The sequence below is a fragment of the Halorussus halobius genome, from assembly GCF_004765805.1.
GTDB classification, from domain to species: Archaea; Halobacteriota; Halobacteria; order Halobacteriales; family Haladaptataceae; genus Halorussus; species Halorussus halobius.
In genome coordinates this window covers 787,692-804,586 of record NZ_SBIU01000003.1, presented here as the reverse complement: position 1 = coordinate 804,586, position 16,895 = coordinate 787,692, and the positions used below count along the sequence as shown (strand labels likewise).

Below are 16,895 nucleotides of genomic sequence, written 5' to 3'. Positions count from 1 at the left end.
GGCGCGGGTCGCACTCGGCTCACTCGTCGTCGAACGCATCGCGCTTGACCTCGGCCGCCCAGTCGGGCCACTCCTGGCGCTGTTCGAGGTCGAGGTCGGGCTCGCCCGACATCGCCTTGATGGCGCGGGCGTCCTCGCGGCTCCACACCGCCCCGTCCTCGTGGAAGAGGCCGTTGATGATGCCCCGCTCGCGCATGTACCGGACGTAGGCGGGCTTGACCATCAGCGACCAGAAGAAGTTGCCGACGCCGTACTCGCGGATGGCGGGCGCGAGCGACGCGTAATCGGGGCCGGGCTCGTCGACGACCTCGGACTCGTCCCACCCGAAGTCGGCGACCCGCTGCCACTCGCTCAGGTACACCGGCACGTCGAGGTCCCGGCCGAGTTCGAGCGCCTGGGGGAGCAGGTCGTGGAACGCCGCCTCCGAGTCGGGGAAGTTGTAGTGCAACTGGAGCACGTCCGCGCCCCAGTCGAGGTACTCGGCGTTGTTGGCCATGCTGGTCGAGCCCACCGTCAGCGGCACGGACCCGCGGTGGTCGACCATCGTCTCGAACATTCCGGCCGCGAAGTTCTTCATCGCGTCGAGCCAGCCGGGCTCGTTCATCACCTCGACGGCGAGCAGGCGGTCGTCGTCGCCGTACCGCTCCATGAACCACCGGACGTACTCGCGGGGACCGTCCCACCGGAACTCGTCGACGAGCACGTCGCTGGCCGGCGACTGGACCGGCGGCGCGGTCACCGGGTCGGTGTCGTGGAGGTGCTCCTCGGTCGGCTCCTTGCCGACGCTCTCGAACAGGCCGAACAGCACCTCGATTCCCCGCTCGTCGGCGGTCGCGAGGAAGTGGTCGACCGCGCGTTCGAGCGCCGCGGGGTCCCGCCGGTACTGCTCGTAGCTCACCCACGTCCGGACGGCGTTGAGGTTCACCTCGGTCGCGTAGCCCAGGTCGCGCTCGACGACGGCCTCGTCGTAGTCGTGCCACATCTGGAACGTGTTCCACGCCCGCGCGGGAACGTACAGTGCCCCGCGCACGTCCACGGGGGCGAGGCTCGCCGACCCCCGGTCGGTCGATTGCGGGGCGTCCCCGTCGCCTAGGGCGGCCGGTCCGGCACAGCCAGCGACCCCGCCCAGTCCGGTCGAGGCGATGGCCCGCAGGAGTCGGCGGCGGGTGTGGCGGCGGCTCATCGCTCCCAGCCAGGATACCCACGCGTGTAAAGACCGAGCTACGTTCCGCGATACGTCCGGCCTGTCGACCCGCGTAACGCCGGCTTTCCGGGCCTACCGCGCGCCCCGGAACACTATCTCGGCGTCGCAGTCGGGACAGACCTCCCGGTCGGCGTCGAACTCGGTCTCGCAGAACGAGCAGACGTGCGTGTCCGGACGGGAGGAGGCGGTGCATTCGTCGCCGGTCGGTCGGTCGCCGTCCGTCGAGTCGGCGGTCGTGCGTTCGCTCGCGCGGTCGCGCTCGGCGGTGTCGGTCGGCCGCGTCGACGCTGTCGGGGTCTGGCCGTCGCTGCGGGCCGACTCGTCCCCGCCTCGCAGTTCCCGCGTAATGTCTTTCAACAGGTCCATGTCGTCAGGTTGTCGTGGCCGCGTTCCCATTGTTATGGCGTGGCTTACGGTCGACAAGGAGAGCCTAGAGCCGTAGGCGACCGCTTTCCGCGGCGGTCGGCCGACGCGGGCCAGCGGGCGCTACTCGGTCGCGCGAGCGACGCGGGCGGCCGCCCGAACCGCGATCACGGGAAGCGCGTGGAGGGCGACCGTCGTCGCCGCGGCGGTCGCGAGCAGGGCGGGCGGGTGAGCGGGCATCGCGGCGACCAGGCCGGCGAGCGCGACCGCGAGGCCGACCCCGCCGGCCGCGAAGGTCCCCAGCGCCGCGCAGGCGACCGCCGCGCTGGCGGCCGAATCCGACGCGGCGTCGGCGGTGCGCGCCGCCGCTCGTCGCATCGTCGTTCGATTCGGGAGTGACGTCGAGTGGTGCGTGTATCGCATGGGTTCGGATAGGTGTGGTCGGTCGTCGGGCGATTCGTCGAAGCCCGCGCGCGTCGGCCCGAGCGTCGTCGGGTCGGTCGGCGGCGTGCGGTGGGCGGTCGGCGTCCCGCGGTCGGTCGTCGGCCGTTCAGGCCGAGCGGTCGGTCTCGACCGCCGTCACGTCGCGGACGCCGAAGCCGTCGGCGACCGCGTCCCGGACCGCCGCCCGCTCGTCGTCGACTGACTCGTCGAGTCGGACGCGGACGCGGACCGAGGCGTCCACGCGGAGGTCGTTGAGCGTCGGCGTGACGCCGTTGACGTCCACGACCTCGGCGCTGGCGACCGCGCCGCTCCGGTCGACGACGGTGGTGACGCCGTCCTCGAGCGTGCCGTCGCCGCCGCGCGGGACCTGGACTTCGAGGTCTGCCGTCGCGTCGATCTGGAGTGCGTTCATGGGTGTGGCGCTCCCGTCGGGTGTGACCCCGCGGCCGCACTCGCGGCGCTGTCGGGAGCACAGATGGCTCTGTTCGGTCGGGTCCGAGTCGCGGGGAGGCGGACAGCTACCGGGCGAGTGCGCCGGAGAAGGACGTGGGTCCGAGACCACGCTCCGACGCACGCGGCCCGCTTCCGAGTCGTGGGTTCGGAAGGAAGCGGGCCGACCCGGCGGGCGCGGCGGAACGTCGGTCCGCCGGCCGCCGCCTACGCGGTCGGAGTGGTCTCGGCGAGGCGATACGAATCGCCCATCACGCCCACCCGGTCGGCGTCTGGCCCCCGCCCGGACGCGCGGGCGGCGACGCACGCCGACGTGCCGGACCGCCCGCTACTGCCGATAGCGGCGCGGGCGTCCGTCGGGTCGGGTAGGCTGGTCATGGGGTCGTCACCTCGTGGGCCCGGCCGGTCCGGGCGACTGACGTACCAGCAGCTTTTACCGGTCTTCTAATAAAACTGACTGAGGGTTGGTGTCGTTTCGCACGGTCGCGGGACGACACTCCGTCGGACGCGCGGAACAGCCTCCCGTCGTCCGTGCCGTCGGTCGACGGGCTCGTCGACTGCGCGTCGGCGGCCGCTCGCCGATTCCGAACGGGCGTCCGCGGGCTGGCAAGAAGACTTTTGGATTGTTCCACGGTACCGATGTTCATGGATGGGGAACGGGGGGAGTCGACCGCGGACATCTCCGAGGACGTGGCCGAGGTCGGCGAGGCCGACTTCGACCACCTCGCGGGTATCGTGACCGACGGCGTCGTCGGCGCGGTCGGCGGGCTGGTCGGTACCGGCGCGCTGACGGTGGGACTGCTCATCGCCCGGTCGCTGGGGGCGTTCGAACTGTCGAGTTTCGGCACGCTGGCCGAGCTCACCGGGTTCAACGCGCTGTTGCCGCTGACTCCGACCGCGGTGGGCTTCGTGTTGTTCCTGTTGACCGGGATGGTGATGTGGCCGCTGCTGTTCGCGTCCATCGGGCGCTACCTGCCGGGCGAGCGGTACGCGGTCAGGGGGCTCGCGTTCGGGTTCGTGCTCTGGACGGGGTTCGCGCCCGCCTTCTACGAGGGGTACGCCGGACTCGCGATGGTGGTGTACCTCGGCCTGACGCTCGGCGCGCACTTCGCGTACGGCTTCTCGCTCGGCGCGGTGTTCGACTACCTCGGCGACCGGCCCGAGACGCTGGTGTAGCGCAGCCGGGCTGGCGGGTCGACGCGATTCGGCGCGGCCCGCTTCAGTCGTCGCCCTCGGGTTCGGGACCGCCGTCCGCGACCGCGAGGTCCCGTTCGCGTTCGCGCTCGAACCACGCCCACTCGTGGGTGCGCAAGTCGTCTTTTTCGAGGTCCCACGGGTCGCCGCTCTCGACGCGAGGTCCTTCGAGCCACGAGGTGACGACGTTCCAGAGGAAGACGAGCTGGCCGACCGCGAGCAGGTAGACGCCCAGCGTCGCGAGCTGGTGGAGGTCCGCGAACTGGGCGACCGGCCCGACCCCGAGGTCGTAGCCCGCGTACCGCCGGGGCATCCCGCCGTAGCCCAGCAGTATCATCGGGAAGAAGGTGAGCTGGGTGCCGGCCATCGACAGCCAGAAGTGCCACTTCGCCAGCGTCTGCTGGTACCACCGGCCGGTGTACAGCGGGAACCAGTAGTACACCGCCGCGAACACCGCGAACGCGATGGCCCCCATGATGACGTAGTGGAAGTGCGCGATGACGTGGTAGGTGTCGTGGAGCACGAGGTCGATGGGAATCGCGGCCTCGAACACGCCCGTCACGCCCCCGACGATGAAGTTCGCGACGAACCCGACGCAGAACAGCATCGGCGCGGTCAGCCGGAGCCGGCCGTTCCACATGGTGGTGATCCAGTTGAACGTCTTGACCGCGCTCGGGAGCGCGATGGCGATGGAGACCGCCATGAACGACGCCCGGATGCGGGGGTCCATCCCGGTCGCGAACATGTGGTGGGCCCAGACGCCAAAGGAGAGCACCCCCAGCGCGAGGGTGGAGTAGACGACGAACTTGAACCCGAACAGCTTCCGGCCCGCGAACCGGGGCAAAATCAAGCTCACCAGCCCCATCGGTGGAAGAACCAGGATGTACACCTCCGGATGCCCGAAGAACCAGAACAGGTGCTGCCAGAGCATCGTCCCGCCGCCCTCGACCGCGAAGAACGTCGTCCCGAAGTTGCGGTCGAGCAACAGCATGACGAGCGCGCTCCCCAGCAGCGGGAACGCGAACAGTATCTGGCCGGACTGGACGAGGACGGTCCACGAGAAGATGTCGAGGTTCGCCCACGTCACGTCCTCGCCGCGCTCGGTGAAGATGGTCGTGACGAAGTTGATCGCGCCCATCGTGGCTGAGACGCCCGTCAGGTGCAGGCCGAGCAACATCAGGTCGACGCCCGGATTGGCCTGCTCGACCGAGAGGGGCGGGTACAGCGTCCACGCGGTCTGAGCGCCCTCGACGCCGACGCCGAGGGGTTCGAGCAGGATGCCGCCCCAGATGAGCAGCGCCCCCGGCGGGAGCAACCAGAACGCGATGGCGTTGATGCGGGGGAACGCCATGTCGTCGGCCCCGATCAACAGCGGAATCAGGTAGTTCGAGACGGCCGCGAGGACGGGCGTGCCGAACAAAAACAGCATCGTGATGCCGTGGGTCGTCAGGAGGGCGTTGTAGAAGTTCGCCCCGAGCAGGTCGACCGGCGGGGTCACGAGTTCGGTCCGCATCAACACGACCGCGATGCCGCCCCACGCGAACGACAGCAGCGCGAAGGTGCCGTACATGAGGCCGACGTCCTTGTGGTCGACCGTCGTCAGCCAGCGCACGAGACCGGACGGCTTCTCGGCGGTGCCGTACGCCGAGTCGCCGGAGGCCGTCCCGCCGGCCGCCGGCACGTACGACCGCCAGTCTTCGACCGTTCGCAACCACAGTCCGACGCCGAGCAGAAGGAGTACCATCACGACCGACGAGAGCGGTTCTACCGTCGCCATGTGACCCCGTTCGGAGCGAACCCCCGTGGACGTTGTCCGGCACATGTTCGGACGCGACCAACTCCACGTCGGGACTCTCCGTCCGCGAGCGCGCTGGGCCGGCGCTCGGGGAGCGCCGACAAGCGCACCCCGCTCCGGGCGCAGGGCCCGGACGGCCGCTCGCCGCCCGATTTGATATAGCGAGATGCAATTTACAAGTTGCGCGCCGAGCGGCCCTCAGCCCCGTCTAGCCGTCTCGGAGGGGTTCGACGACCGGCGGCGTTCACGTTCGTCGCCTCACGGCATTCCGGCGGCCATCTGCCGACCCGGTGCCGGCGGACGCCCCAGAGTGGCGGCCCCGCCCTGTGCGTGAACGGTCTGGCCCGTCGTGGTCGGCGGCGTGCCGGAGCTGGTCGGGGCCCGAACCTCGGGCGGTCGACGCGTGTCCGGCGGGACTCCCGTGCCGTCTCGTTGCGTTCGGGTCTCCCCTCGCGGGACCTTGGGGCCCCGCGGGGCCTGCAGTGCTTGTACCGACAGCCGGTCCCGCTCGGCTCGGGTCGGCTCGGGTTTCGACTGCCCGCGGCCGCGTCGGTTCGCCCGCGGGTCGGGGTCCGCCGGAGGCCGTGCCCGTTGGCCGGCGTCGCGTCGCCGCCCACGAGAACGGACGCCCAGCGCAGTCGCTCGCGGTCATCCGTCGCGTGCGACTCGCGGGGAACGGCGAGTACGCGCGCTCGGACCTCTGGCCCGCACCTGCCGGCCGTTCCGGACGAAGCGCGGGTTCGGTCCCACCGCGACGGGCGACTGCCGGCGGTCGGCGCTGTCGTCTCGCGTCGTTCGTCTCTCCGCCGCCGTAGCTGATTTTGTTCGGTTTCTGCTCGTGCCCGTGTTTGCTTTCGCGCGTGCGCGCGACCCTCGTCGGCTCCGCGGCGGGGCCGTAGTCGTCTCCGACGGCTCGGCGGGCACTCAGGCGTCGATGGTCGCCCAGCCTCCACCTCGATTCGGATGGGCTGGGTCGTCGGGTCGGTCGCGCGGCGGACGCGGAGTACCACCCTATAAATTCTATTGCGCTATACAGAACTGGCCCGCGACGTCTCGGTCCGAAACGGAACCCCGTCTACGGCGTCGGCGTTACGCGTTGTTCATGCGCTTGTCGCGGGTCCGCCCGCACTTCGAACACTCGGTGACGCGGTACGGCTCCCGGGAGAACTCGGTGTTCTCGGACTTGGTGCTCTCGGTCTGAATCTCGATGCGCACGTCGTGTGGCGTCTGCTCCCCGCATTCCTCGCACGGTTCGACGGTCTCGGTGAACGCTGCATTTTTCGTTGCCATCTGTCTCCCCGCTCGATGGTCGGGGTACTCCCCCATCAAGCGGTGACTCGGTTGAGCGCCGTTCCGCCGGTTCGAACGGTGCGGGACGCGACAACGCGGGTTTGAGTCCGGACGTTCCGACTCCACGGACCGTTCACGAATCGTTCATACCTTTCAGACCGATTCACGGGACGTGTCGGTCGGGAAACGCCCCGTGTCGGGGCCAGTCGTGACGCCTCGTCGCGGAATCGCGGCCGTGGGGTAACTGTCGTCGCGGCCGAGAGTATCCCTGCGAGTCAGTGTCACGCATGCCGAACGTTCCGGCGAGCGGTCGGTCAACTGACCCGAAGGAGTTATTGAGCTCTCGTCCGGCCCGACGAGTATGGTCTCTCGCACGCGGAGACGCCTCCTCCACGGAACCGCCGCACTTCTGACGGGACTGGCCGGGTGCAACCGGGCGTCCCGGAGCGACTCCTCGCCCGGGACGCCCGGGGACGCCGAGCAGGTCGCGCGCGACCCGGAGAGCTACGCCCTGCGGAGTCCGACCGAGGAGCCGCCGGCGTGGCTCCCCGACGAGCGGGAGGGCGAGACGACCCGCGACGGCACCACCGGCAGACCCCGGGACGCGCGTCCTCGCGCGCTCGTGGCGTCCGAGGAGACGGCCGCACGGCTCCGATTCGCCGACGTCGAGGGGGCCGACGCTGCCCGCGCGTTCGTCTCGGAGACCGACTTCGACGCCCGGACCCTCTACGTCGAGTCCCGACCGGTCGAGGCGTGTCGGTCGCCCGAACTCTGTCACGTCACGTGGTCGACGGGCGAGATAGACACCCAGTACGGCGGCGACTACCGCGACGCCGACGTCCCCTGCGAGGCCGACGCGACCGTCGCGGTCTCGTGGCTCATCCGCGTTCCCGACGTGCTCGACCCCGACGCGGTGTCGAGCTACGGGTCGGGCTGGAGCAGTTCCGGCTGTCGTCCGCCCCGCCGGGACCGCGAGGCCGGCACGACGACCGAAGCGCCCCACCTCGGTCCCGCGACGAACGCTACCGCGACCGAGGACGCGCCGACCTCGGAGGGCGAGCGATGACCGACCGGCGCGCCGGCTCCGAGAGTCGGTCGGTGGCTGTGACCCGCCGGGGGTTCGTCGCGCTCGCGGGGAGCGCGGCGCTCGCGGGCTGTAACGCCTTCGGCGGCGACGACGGCGAGGACGGACCGACCATCGACCCGGAGGCGTACGCCGACGCGCTCTCGACCGACCCGCCGTCGGTCGCCGAGACGCTGCCGGTCGACATCGAGCAGTCGTATCTGGACGAGTCGGCCGCCGACTCCCGCGAGTCGCTGTCGGCGGTGCCCGCGCCGCTCGACCGCGAAGCGGTCCCCAACGGCGCGATCCGGGCCGAACTCTCCCGGCGGTACGAGGACGCGACCGAGGAGTTAGAGGGCGCGCCGGACGCGGACTCGGCTTTCGAGACGATGGACCGGCTCCGGGACGCCCGCGAGAGCGCTCGGGGCGTCGCCGGCGCGTGGGCGGCCATCGACGAGGGGCTGACCGCCGACGACGTGCTGGCCGGGGTCCCCGACGTCCGGGACGGGGTCGACGAATTCCGGCGGCGCTGGCGCTACGTCGGCGACGACTCGGTCCGAGCGGTGCTGGTCCACGCCGAGGTCGAGAGCCTCGTCGCGCTCGCGGTCCGACGGCTCCGGGGCGCGGGCGAGCGAAGCGCTCACAGGCCGGAGAACCCCTTCACCGTCGGCGACCTCGCCGGCCGAATCGCGGACGCGCGGGTCGCGCTCGACGACGCCGAGTACCTCTACGGGCGGTTCGCCGGGTCGCTCGACGACTCGCGGCGGATTCGCGGCGGGTTCGAGAGCGCGGTCGAGCAACTCGTCGCGACCCTCGACGACCGCCGGGAATCGCTGCCCGACGGCGACCCGGACGACGCCTCGTCGTTCGTTGACCGCGACGTCGAGGGCACGCCGGTCGCGAGCGCGCTGACCGACCTGACCCGGGCGTTCGAGTACGCCGACGGCCTCGACGACGAGCGTGCGACGGGTCGGCTGGCCAGCGCGGTCCGGTCGGTCCACGAGACGCTGGTCCGAATCCGGGCGTTCGAACTCCTGTGCGACCGCGTCGCCGACGGCGACCACGTCACGGTCGAGACCGCCGACGACGTGCGGACTATCCGCGAGCGAGCCTTCGAGGCGGTCGCGTCCGGCGTCGAGTCCGACCCTCTCAGCGGCACGCTCCTCTCGGAGATCGGCGGCGACTTCGCGTACGCCGAGGAGCGACTCGCCGGCAACGCCAGCGACGACGGCATCTCGGCGTCGTGGCTCGACCGCGACCTCGGGGTCTACGTGCTGATCGGCGCGATGGCGCGAGCGACGCCCGGAGTCAGCGAGAAAGTCGTGAACGTGGTTCGTCGGACGGTCTGAGTCGGTCGGTCCGAGCGGCGAGAACGCGGCTTCGTTCGGTCGCTACGCGTCGTCGGGGACGTCGAAGTCGTGGTACTGCTCGCCCTTCTCGTTGCTGAGGATGTCGAGCGCGGCCGCGCCGCCGTCGCCGGCCGAGATGACCGCCTGCCACTCCTGGTCGCGGACCATCGCGCCCGTGGCGTACGCACCGTCGACGCTGGTCTCCATCGAGAGGTCGACGTCCACGAGGTCGTCGTCGGTGAACTCGACCCCGAGGCCGTCCAGCAGCTCGGTGTCGGTCCCGGTGGCGAAGACGACGTAGCGCACGTCGTACTCGCTGTCGTCCGTGGTGACGACGAAGGCGTCTCCGGCGTCTTCGACGGCGGTGACCTCCTCGCCCACGCGGACGTCGGCCCCGAAGTCGGCGACCTGCTCGCGGGACTGCTCCATGAACTCGGTGCCGTCGACCGAGTCGATGCCCAGATAGTTGTACAGGTGGGCCTTGTGCATCCACGTCTCGTCGGTGTCGAAGACCACGGTGTCGAGGTCGTTCTTCGCGGTGAACAGTGCGGCGCTGAGTCCGGCGGGACCGCCGCCGACGATTGCAACGTCTGCCATATTTTACTCGTTTACCCCGAACGCTCCTAAAGGTTGATGCTGGGGCCGGGCCTGCCGGTTCGACTCGTCCGGGCCGCCGGTCGGCTCCGAGGACTCGTCGCCGACCGGCTTTTGGCCGCCCCGGCCGTCGTTCGGGGCGTGATACGCCTGCCGATTCGGCGGTGTCCGAACTGCGGATACGTCGGCCCGACGCGGCGGTTCGCCACGGACGGCAGGGCTAGCTACCGGTGCCCGCGTTGTGGTCACGCCGTCGAGTCCGAGGACCCGCGATTGCTGTGAGCGCACCATCCAAACCCGTAAATTCGCTCGGGCACAACGCCGAGCCATGCAACTCCCGGCTTCGGGCCGAGTCACTCTGCACGCCGCCCCCGCCGCGGGCCCGGACCTCGCCTTTACCGCCGTGCTCGCGCTGGCCGGCCTCGGGTCGGCTGCCGTGCTGGGGCTGGCGCTGGCCGCGCTGGTCCGCCGGCGCTCGCGGTCGTACCTGCTGGTGACGCTGGCGCTGGCCACCCTGCTCGCCCGGACCGGCGTGGCGGCGCTGTCGCTGGCCGGGTCGATGGACGCGGGGGTTCACCACTGGCTCGAACACGGGCTCGACGCCGCGATGGCCGCGCTGGTCGTGGCGGCGGTGTACGACGCCCGCGCGGTCCGACAGTCCTCGGGGACGGACCGCGACCCGTCGGTCCGGAGCGACGGGGGGACCGACTCCGGTGAGCGCGAACACGACTCGCCAGCCGACGGTTCGCGGGGGGACGAGCCGTGAGCGAGACCCGCAGCGCCATCGCCGACCACGTCCGCGACCATCCGGGCGTCCACTTCAGCGCCGTGGTGCGCGCGCTCGACCTCGCGCCCGGGCAGGTCCAGTACCACCTCCGGCGGCTCCGGCGCGACGACCGCGTGGTCGCCGAGGAGGTCCGGGGCCGGACTCACCTCTACCCGCCTGGCTACGACGACTGGGAGCGGGCCGCCCTCGCGATGTTCCGGCGGGAGACCGCCCGCGACCTGCTGGCCCACCTGCTCGACCGCGGGTCAGCCACGCCCGGCGACCTCGCCGACGACCTCGGCGTAGCCCGGAGCACGGTGGAGTGGCACCTCGACGAGCTGGTCGCCCGGGACCTCGTGGCAAAGCGGCGGTCGGGCAACCGGGTGTGGCTCGAACTCGTCCGGCCCGAGGCGACCGCCGACCTGCTCGGGACGGTCACGCCCTCGCTGCCCGAGCGCATGGTCGACCGGTTCGCGAAGCTGGTCGACGGGCTGGTCGAGGACGGATAGCGTCGGCCGGCACCGAGTCTGCCCGGCGGCTTTCGACGCGCGAACCAGAATCCCCTTTCGTCCGCCGTCCTTACTAACTCCCGATGGACGACACCGACGGACGCGACCATCGCGGACTCTCGCGCAGGCAGTTCGCCAAGGCGGCGGTCGCCATCGGCGGGGCGTCGGCGCTGTCGGCGTGTCTCGACCGGGGCGGCGACCCGGACGTCCCGCAGGGCCCCGACGACCTCTCGTCGCTGCCCGCGCGCCAGCACGCGTGGAACGAGTTTCTCGCGACCGACGACCACGGCAACGACGTCGCGCCGCGCCACCGCGTGCTGGTCCTGCTGAACTACGCGGGCGAGGGGACGCCGACCGACGCCGAGCGCGAGACGGTCGAGTCGGCGTTCCGGAGCCTCGAACGCGCCTACCGCCGGGGCCACGACGGACTGCTGTTCACGGTGGGCTACTCGCCGTCGTACTTCGACCGGTTCGACGCCGACCTGCCCGGGTCGGTCGACCTCCGGCCCCCGCGGGCGCTCACGCCCTTCGAGGACCCCGCGCTCGACGAACAGGACGCGGTGGTCCACCTCGCCAGCGACCACGCCGCCGTGGTGCTGGCGGCCGAGGAGGCCCTGCTGGGCGAGCAGTCCGAACTCAACGGCGTCGAGCTGGCGGCCGACCTCTCGGGGGTCTTCGAGCGCGCCGACCGCCGGACCGGGTTCACGGGCGAGGGGCTGCCGGCCGACAACCAGGACGTCGACGGCATCCCTGACTCGGAGCCGGTCGACGAGGACGCGCCCCTCTACATGGGGTTCAAGTCGGGCTACGACCGGAGTCAGGCCAGCGAGGACCGCGTGACCATCCCCGAGGGGCCGTTCGCCGGCGGGACCACCCACCAGCTCTCGAAGATACGCCTGAACCTCGACCAGTGGTACGAGCAGGACAGCCGGTCCCAGCGCGTGAGCAAGATGTTCTGCCCGGTCCACGCCGAGGAGGACCTCGTGGAGGGCGTCGGGAACAACCTCGGCGACTCCGCCAGGATGGAAGAACGGGGCTGTCCCGCCCACGCCGACGACCACGCCCGGACGAAGGGCGTGGTGGGCCACTCCCAGAAGTCCGCGCGCGCCCGCGACGAGGACGGCTCCCCGCTGATGCTCCGTCGGGACGTCAACTCGACCGACGACGGCCGGGCGGGCCTCCACTTCGTGTCGCTCCAGCGCACCATCGGCGACTTCGTGGACACCCGCGACGCGATGACCGGCGAGGACCTCGCGGACGGGGCGGCGGTAGGCCAGAAGAACAACAACGGCATCCTCCAGTACATGGCGGTGCTCCGGCGCGGGAACTTCCTGGTGCCGCCCCGCGAGCGTCGGGCGCTCCCCGAGCCGAACCCGGCGTGAGGACTCGTCGGTATCGACCCGGAATCCAGCGCGCTATCTCGACATCTCGGACCGGCGTTGGCTGCCTCGACGTATCGGTTTGGCGCGCGGTGGCGCGACCTCGTGTCGCGCCAAGACGCGCGAGGGCTGAGGACCACAGCGAAGCGAGGACCGCAAGCGGTTGGGGAGGTGTGAGGCTCGCCGTTTCGGTGCTGTGCCGTGCGGTCTCTCACAGGTCGAGGCAGAAGCTAGCTTCGTGCCTCCGCCAACACCTGTTTCGAGAGCGGAAGCCGCTTCGAGAACGCGAGCTATCGCTCGAACCGAGGCGTAACTGCACCGGGACCACACGGGCGACACCGCAACCACACGGGCGACACCGCGACCACACGGACGACACCGCAACCACACGGGCGACACCGCAACCACACGGCCACACCGCGACCACACGGCCACACCACGACCACTCTCTCACGTTACAGAACACCCGAAGCGTTGCCGGACGGCGAACCTCTTTACCGCCGCGCCGCCCACCTCGCCACATGCGAGAAGTCAGATTCCGCGACCCGGCTGGCACCACACGAACCGGCGAGTGGACCGACGACGGCATCGAGGCGGCGGGCGAGACCTACGACGAGTCGGCGGTCGAACTCCTCCCGCCGGCCGAACCGACCAAAATCGTCTGCGTGGGGCTGAACTACCGGGACCACGCCGACGAGCGCGACAGCGAGATTCCCGACCGACCACTCCTGTTTCTCAAGCCGCCAAATACCCTCTCGGGCCACGGCGACACCGTGACGCTCCCGCCGGGCAAGGAGCGAGTGGACCACGAGGCCGAGTTGGCGGTCGTGATGGGTGAGCAGGCCCGGAACGTCGACGCCGACGAGGCCATGGAGTACGTCGCGGGCTTCACCTGCATGAACGACGTGTCGAACCGCGACGACCAGGACCGCGAGCAGAACTGGGTCCGGGGCAAGGCGTTCGACAACTCTGCGCCGCTGGGGCCGGTGCTGGCGACGCCCGACGAGGTGCCCGACGACGCTGGCGTCGAGTTGCGCGTGAACGGCGAGACGCGCCAGTCGTCCTCGCGGTCGGAGTTCATCTGGTCGGTGCCGGAACTCCTCGAAGAGGTCACCGCCTATCTCACGCTCGAACCCGGCGACGTGCTCTCGACCGGCACGCCCGCCGGCGTCGCGCCGCTGGAGGGCGGCGACACCGTGGAGGTCGAGGTCGAGGGCGTGGGGACGCTTCGGCACGACGTTCGGGAGGACTGAAACGGGAGCGAACCGCGTTCGATACCCCGGCGACTGTCTTCTCCGTGCGCTTGCGACGCTGGTCACCCTCCGCTGGAAAGGTCGGAACAGCGACTACCCTCACTTATTTCGGGCTTCGGGGGGGTTTCGACTGCATGGAGCGCCTGTACACGTATAACGCCGCACTTGCCGTCATTGGGGTCTCGATGGGACTCCAAGCGATACCCTCGCTGGTCGCAGGAGAGCGGAGCATTCCGCTACTACTGCTGGCAGTCGGTGCAAGCGGACTGGTCGTGGCTGCTGTCTACGACTCGCTGTCGACCGACCCGGCCGAGTTCGAGGTCTCGGGAGGCGTCCTTCTCGTACTGGTCGCCGGTGCCTGTCTGAGTTTGGCTGGCACCGTCCTGGAACTCCTGATTACGCCGTCGGGGTGACTCGCCACCTATTGACCATCTCGCCTTCTCCGGGTTCCTCGTAGAGAGCCCGCCCGCTCGCGGTCGCTGTTTAGGATATTCCGGCCTCTCCGCACCGCCAGGCCGGAATAGAGCCTGCACGGACGACTGAACTGCACGCGAGCGGGCGGCCCCTTTCAATCCCACCCGACCGGCGACAGCGAGCCACAGGCCTCCCCAACCGATTGCGGTCCTCGCTTCGCTGCGGTCCTCATCCACCGGAAGACAAACCGCGTCTTCCGAGCCGTCGGTCGCTTGCTCGCGGTTTCACCGCTCGCTGTTCGCGGCGCGAAGCGCCGCGCATCGCTCCCGACGACCTCGCGCGTTTGGCGCGAGATGAACTCGCGCCGTGAGAGCAAGCTCCCACGAGCCTTGGCTCGCTTCGCTCGCCAAGACGCCAGCACGCGCCGGACTGGGAGGCTCGGTAGTCGCGCCACGGCCTGGAAACGTCGGGTTCGGCAGGTGACACAGCCAGCAACCCTGGTGGACTGAAAGGGCGAGGCGGGGTCGGTCCGGCCTGGACGACGCAAGCACCGCAGGCCGGCGGCCGAGGAGCGCAGCGAGTCCCGGCCGGGCGAGCGCGCCGAGGGCTTTCTGGGCTGTGTTTGTGGTTCCAATGTAGCAGAGCGCGCCGAGGGCTTTCTGGGCTGTGTTTGTGGTTCCAATGTAGCAGAGCGCGCCGAGGGCTTTCTGGGCTGTGTTTGTGGTTCCAATGTAGCAGAGCGCGCCGAGGGCTTTCGAGGAGGTTGCAGTGATTGTATCGCTGGAGAGCGCGCCGAGGGCGTTCGCGGTCTCGCTCCCGGTGACGCCGACTCCCTCGACCACGCACGGTTCCGCGACCCACACCTTTTCTTGCGCTCGTCCCGACCCCGGCAGCATGGCTCACGACGTGCGACCCTACTTGACCGCACGGCAGACCACGGACCCGACGCTCGCGCCCGACGGCCGACTCGCCGTCCTCGCGGACACCACCGGCACGAAGCAGGTGTGGACCGTCACCGACTCCGAGGCGTGGCCCCGACAGCGCACCTTCTACGACGAGCGCGTCTCGTTCGTCTCGTGGTCGCCCGCCGGCGACCGCCTCGCGTTCGGCAAGGACGCCGGCGCGGACGAACACGACCAACTGTTCGCGCTCGACCCCGCGGACAACGCCGTCACGCGGCTCACCGACCGCCCCGACGCCATCCACATGTGGGGCGGCTGGAGCCCCGGCGGCGACCGCGTCGCGTTCACCGCCAACCGGCGCGAGTCCGACACGTTCGACGTGTACGCGATGGCCGTCGGCGATAGCACGGGTACCGCGACCGCCGAGCCCGACCTCGTCCGCGAGAGCGAGATGGAGGGCTTTCTCGGCGTCGCGGGCTGGAGCCCCTCGGGCGACCGCCTGCTGGTGGTGAAGGCCCGCGCGAGCTCCGACGACGACCTCTACGTCGTCGACGTCGAGACCGGCGAGCGCCGCCACGTCACGCCCCACGAGGGTCACGTGCGCTACCGCGAGCCGACGTTCGGGCCCGAGGGCGACGCGGTCTACTGCCTGAGCGACGCCGACAGCGACGCCCTCGAACTCGTCCGAGTCGACGTCGAGACCGGCGCGACCGAGACGGTCGTCTCCGGCGGCGACTGGAGCCTCGACCACCTCGCGCTCGACGCCGACTCGGGCCGACTCGCGTTCAGCCGGAACGTCGACGGCTACGCCGACCTCCGGGTCGGCCGGCTGACCGACGACGGGGGCGCGGCCACCGCCGAGGTCGACCTGCCCGACGGCGTGGTCCACGGTCTCTCGATGGGGCCCGGGGGCGAGCGCGTCGCCGCCACCGTCTCCGCGCCCGACCTGAACCACTCGGTGTTCGTGGTCGGGACCGCGGGCGAGGGCGCGGACGACTCGGCCGCGGGCGGCACGGGCGAGTCGTCGCTCGCGACCGACGACCCGCTGGCCCCCGAGCGCTGGACCCGGCCCTCGCCGGGCGGGCTGTCGCTGGACGCCTACGACTCGCCCGACCTCGTTCGCTACGAGACGTTCGACGGCCGGGAGATTCCCGCGTACTTCACGCTCCCCGAAGAGGCCGACGGCAGCGCGGCCGAGGGTGAGGCGTCGGCCGGCGAGGTCCCCGTAGTCGTCGACATCCACGGCGGTCCCCACTACCAGCGCCGGCCCTGGTTCCGGCCCATCCGCCAGTACTTCCTCGACGCCGGCTACGCGGTGTTCGAGCCCAACGTCCGGGGGTCGTCGGGCTACGGCCGGGCGTACGCCGCGCTCGACGACGTCGAAAAGCGGATGGACTCGGTCCGGGACGTCGCCGAGGCGGTCGACTGGCTGGTCGACCGCCCCGAAATCGACCCCGACGGCGTGGTGGCCTACGGCCGGTCGTACGGCGGGTTCATGGTGCTGGCGGCGCTGACCGAGTATCCCGACCTCTGGGCGGCGGGCGTCGACTTCGTCGGCATCGCCAACTGGGTGACGTTCCTCGAAAACACCGGCGACTGGCGGCGCTCGCACCGCGAGGCCGAGTACGGGAGCCTCTCCGAGGACCGCGAGTTGCTCGAAGCCATCAGCCCCATCCACTCGGTCGACGAGATCTCGTGCCCGCTGTTCGTCCAGCACGGCGAGAACGACCCCCGCGTGCCCGTCGGCGAGGCTCGCCGGATAGCCGACGAGTTGGCCGACCGCGGGGTGCCGGTCGAGACGTGCGTCTTCGACGACGAGGGCCACCACACCACGAAGCTCGACAACCGCATCGAGCAGTTCGAGCGCATCGGGGCGTTCCTCGACGAGCACGTCCGGTAGCGAGCGCCACCGTCGTTCCGGTAGCG

General features: G+C 70.7%; 18 protein-coding genes. 10 read left to right on the top strand and 8 right to left on the bottom strand.

Annotated elements, in window-relative coordinates; genetic code table 11:
- Positions 1-19: 19 nt before the first annotated feature.
- The 5 genes from EPL03_RS10840 to EPL03_RS19975 form a co-directional block, all read right to left on the bottom strand.
- Positions 20-1,183: a glycoside hydrolase 5 family protein gene (locus tag EPL03_RS10840; RefSeq protein WP_244605250.1), complete on the bottom strand. Its 1,164-nt coding sequence runs from the start codon at positions 1,181-1,183 to the stop codon at positions 20-22.
- Positions 1,184-1,276: 93 nt separating this feature from the next.
- Positions 1,277-1,570 (bottom strand): hypothetical protein, encoded by a 294-nt coding sequence (locus EPL03_RS10835; RefSeq protein ID WP_135829325.1) that lies wholly within the window; start codon positions 1,568-1,570, stop codon positions 1,277-1,279.
- A gap of 120 nt (positions 1,571-1,690) precedes the next feature.
- Positions 1,691-1,945: a hypothetical protein gene (locus EPL03_RS10830; RefSeq protein ID WP_135829324.1), complete on the bottom strand. Its 255-nt coding sequence runs from the start codon at positions 1,943-1,945 to the stop codon at positions 1,691-1,693.
- Between the two features lie 172 nt (positions 1,946-2,117).
- Positions 2,118-2,423: a hypothetical protein gene (locus tag EPL03_RS10825; protein ID WP_135829323.1), complete on the bottom strand. Its 306-nt coding sequence runs from the start codon at positions 2,421-2,423 to the stop codon at positions 2,118-2,120.
- A gap of 245 nt (positions 2,424-2,668) precedes the next feature.
- Positions 2,669-2,839 carry a hypothetical protein gene (locus EPL03_RS19975; RefSeq protein ID WP_168216233.1) on the bottom strand — a complete coding sequence of 57 codons (171 nt, stop codon included), beginning with the start codon at positions 2,837-2,839 and terminating at the stop codon, positions 2,669-2,671.
- A 267-nt stretch (positions 2,840-3,106) separates the two neighbouring features.
- Between EPL03_RS19975 and EPL03_RS10820 the strand changes: the two genes are divergently transcribed.
- Entirely contained in the window at positions 3,107-3,637 is a 531-nt protein-coding gene (locus tag EPL03_RS10820; protein ID WP_135829322.1) for a DUF6789 family protein, read from the top strand.
- A 43-nt stretch (positions 3,638-3,680) separates the two neighbouring features.
- On the opposite strand, the gene EPL03_RS10815 is transcribed toward EPL03_RS10820, so the two are convergent.
- Entirely contained in the window at positions 3,681-5,399 is a 1,719-nt protein-coding gene (locus EPL03_RS10815) for a cbb3-type cytochrome c oxidase subunit I (protein WP_135829571.1), read from the bottom strand.
- 1,140 nt (positions 5,400-6,539) lie between these two features.
- Positions 6,540-6,740 carry a DUF7835 family putative zinc beta-ribbon protein gene (locus EPL03_RS10810; protein WP_135829321.1) on the bottom strand — a complete coding sequence of 67 codons (201 nt, stop codon included), beginning with the start codon at positions 6,738-6,740 and terminating at the stop codon, positions 6,540-6,542.
- A gap of 361 nt (positions 6,741-7,101) precedes the next feature.
- Between EPL03_RS10810 and EPL03_RS10805 the strand changes: the two genes are divergently transcribed.
- Together EPL03_RS10805 and EPL03_RS10800 are read left to right on the top strand one after the other, a co-directional pair.
- Complete coding sequence (locus tag EPL03_RS10805; protein ID WP_135829320.1) at positions 7,102-7,806, top strand: hypothetical protein; 705 nt, start codon at positions 7,102-7,104, stop codon at positions 7,804-7,806.
- Positions 7,803-9,152 (top strand): hypothetical protein, encoded by a 1,350-nt coding sequence (locus tag EPL03_RS10800; RefSeq protein WP_135829319.1) that lies wholly within the window; start codon positions 7,803-7,805, stop codon positions 9,150-9,152. The genes EPL03_RS10805 and EPL03_RS10800 overlap by 4 nt, the downstream gene beginning before the upstream one ends.
- A gap of 42 nt (positions 9,153-9,194) precedes the next feature.
- Here the strand turns inward: EPL03_RS10800 and EPL03_RS10795 are convergent, their stop codons facing one another.
- Positions 9,195-9,749, bottom strand: a complete 555-nt coding sequence (locus EPL03_RS10795) for an NAD(P)/FAD-dependent oxidoreductase (protein WP_135829318.1) — start codon at positions 9,747-9,749, stop codon at positions 9,195-9,197.
- A gap of 36 nt (positions 9,750-9,785) precedes the next feature.
- Between EPL03_RS10795 and EPL03_RS10790 the strand changes: the two genes are divergently transcribed.
- The 7 genes from EPL03_RS10790 (at position 9,786) to EPL03_RS10760 (ending at position 16,869) form a co-directional block, all read left to right on the top strand.
- A complete protein-coding gene (locus tag EPL03_RS10790; RefSeq protein ID WP_135829317.1) occupies positions 9,786-10,028 on the top strand; it encodes a hypothetical protein in 243 nt (80 codons plus the stop codon).
- 46 nt (positions 10,029-10,074) lie between these two features.
- Positions 10,075-10,512 carry a DUF7471 family protein gene (locus EPL03_RS10785; protein WP_210424958.1) on the top strand — a complete coding sequence of 146 codons (438 nt, stop codon included), beginning with the start codon at positions 10,075-10,077 and terminating at the stop codon, positions 10,510-10,512.
- The gene (locus EPL03_RS10780) at positions 10,509-11,021 is read left to right on the top strand and encodes a winged helix-turn-helix transcriptional regulator (protein ID WP_135829316.1); all 513 of its coding nucleotides are present in this window, start codon (positions 10,509-10,511) and stop codon (positions 11,019-11,021) included. The genes EPL03_RS10785 and EPL03_RS10780 overlap by 4 nt, the downstream gene beginning before the upstream one ends.
- Positions 11,022-11,104: 83 nt before the next feature.
- Complete coding sequence (locus tag EPL03_RS10775) at positions 11,105-12,403, top strand: DUF7405 family protein (protein WP_135829315.1); 1,299 nt, start codon at positions 11,105-11,107, stop codon at positions 12,401-12,403.
- A 518-nt stretch (positions 12,404-12,921) separates the two neighbouring features.
- Positions 12,922-13,653 carry a fumarylacetoacetate hydrolase family protein gene (locus EPL03_RS10770; protein WP_135829314.1) on the top strand — a complete coding sequence of 244 codons (732 nt, stop codon included), beginning with the start codon at positions 12,922-12,924 and terminating at the stop codon, positions 13,651-13,653.
- 134 nt (positions 13,654-13,787) lie between these two features.
- Positions 13,788-14,066 carry a hypothetical protein gene (locus EPL03_RS10765; RefSeq protein WP_135829313.1) on the top strand — a complete coding sequence of 93 codons (279 nt, stop codon included), beginning with the start codon at positions 13,788-13,790 and terminating at the stop codon, positions 14,064-14,066.
- An 895-nt stretch (positions 14,067-14,961) separates the two neighbouring features.
- Positions 14,962-16,869 carry a S9 family peptidase gene (locus EPL03_RS10760; RefSeq protein ID WP_135829312.1) on the top strand — a complete coding sequence of 636 codons (1,908 nt, stop codon included), beginning with the start codon at positions 14,962-14,964 and terminating at the stop codon, positions 16,867-16,869.
- The last annotated feature ends 26 nt before the right edge of the window (positions 16,870-16,895 follow it).

Bases quoted from the DNA above. Each gene is read 5' to 3' on its own strand.
- EPL03_RS10840 (WP_244605250.1), bottom strand. From the start codon at position 1,183: ATGAGCCGCCGCCACACCCGCCGCCGACTCCTGCGGGCCATCGCCTCG.
- EPL03_RS10835 (WP_135829325.1), bottom strand. From the start codon at position 1,570: ATGGACCTGTTGAAAGACATTACGCGGGAACTGCGAGGCGGGGACGAG.
- EPL03_RS10830 (WP_135829324.1), bottom strand. From the start codon at position 1,945: ATGCGACGAGCGGCGGCGCGCACCGCCGACGCCGCGTCGGATTCGGCC.
- EPL03_RS10825 (WP_135829323.1), bottom strand. From the start codon at position 2,423: ATGAACGCACTCCAGATCGACGCGACGGCAGACCTCGAAGTCCAGGTC.
- EPL03_RS19975 (WP_168216233.1), bottom strand. From the start codon at position 2,839: ATGACCAGCCTACCCGACCCGACGGACGCCCGCGCCGCTATCGGCAGT.
- EPL03_RS10820 (WP_135829322.1), top strand. From the start codon at position 3,107: ATGGATGGGGAACGGGGGGAGTCGACCGCGGACATCTCCGAGGACGTG.
- EPL03_RS10815 (WP_135829571.1), bottom strand. From the start codon at position 5,399: ATGGTACTCCTTCTGCTCGGCGTCGGACTGTGGTTGCGAACGGTCGAA.
- EPL03_RS10810 (WP_135829321.1), bottom strand. From the start codon at position 6,740: ATGGCAACGAAAAATGCAGCGTTCACCGAGACCGTCGAACCGTGCGAG.
- EPL03_RS10805 (WP_135829320.1), top strand. From the start codon at position 7,102: ATGGTCTCTCGCACGCGGAGACGCCTCCTCCACGGAACCGCCGCACTT.
- EPL03_RS10800 (WP_135829319.1), top strand. From the start codon at position 7,803: ATGACCGACCGGCGCGCCGGCTCCGAGAGTCGGTCGGTGGCTGTGACC.
- EPL03_RS10795 (WP_135829318.1), bottom strand. From the start codon at position 9,749: ATGGCAGACGTTGCAATCGTCGGCGGCGGTCCCGCCGGACTCAGCGCC.
- EPL03_RS10790 (WP_135829317.1), top strand. From the start codon at position 9,786: ATGCTGGGGCCGGGCCTGCCGGTTCGACTCGTCCGGGCCGCCGGTCGG.
- EPL03_RS10785 (WP_210424958.1), top strand. From the start codon at position 10,075: ATGCAACTCCCGGCTTCGGGCCGAGTCACTCTGCACGCCGCCCCCGCC.
- EPL03_RS10775 (WP_135829315.1), top strand. From the start codon at position 11,105: ATGGACGACACCGACGGACGCGACCATCGCGGACTCTCGCGCAGGCAG.
- EPL03_RS10770 (WP_135829314.1), top strand. From the start codon at position 12,922: ATGCGAGAAGTCAGATTCCGCGACCCGGCTGGCACCACACGAACCGGC.
- EPL03_RS10765 (WP_135829313.1), top strand. From the start codon at position 13,788: ATGGAGCGCCTGTACACGTATAACGCCGCACTTGCCGTCATTGGGGTC.
- EPL03_RS10760 (WP_135829312.1), top strand. From the start codon at position 14,962: ATGGCTCACGACGTGCGACCCTACTTGACCGCACGGCAGACCACGGAC.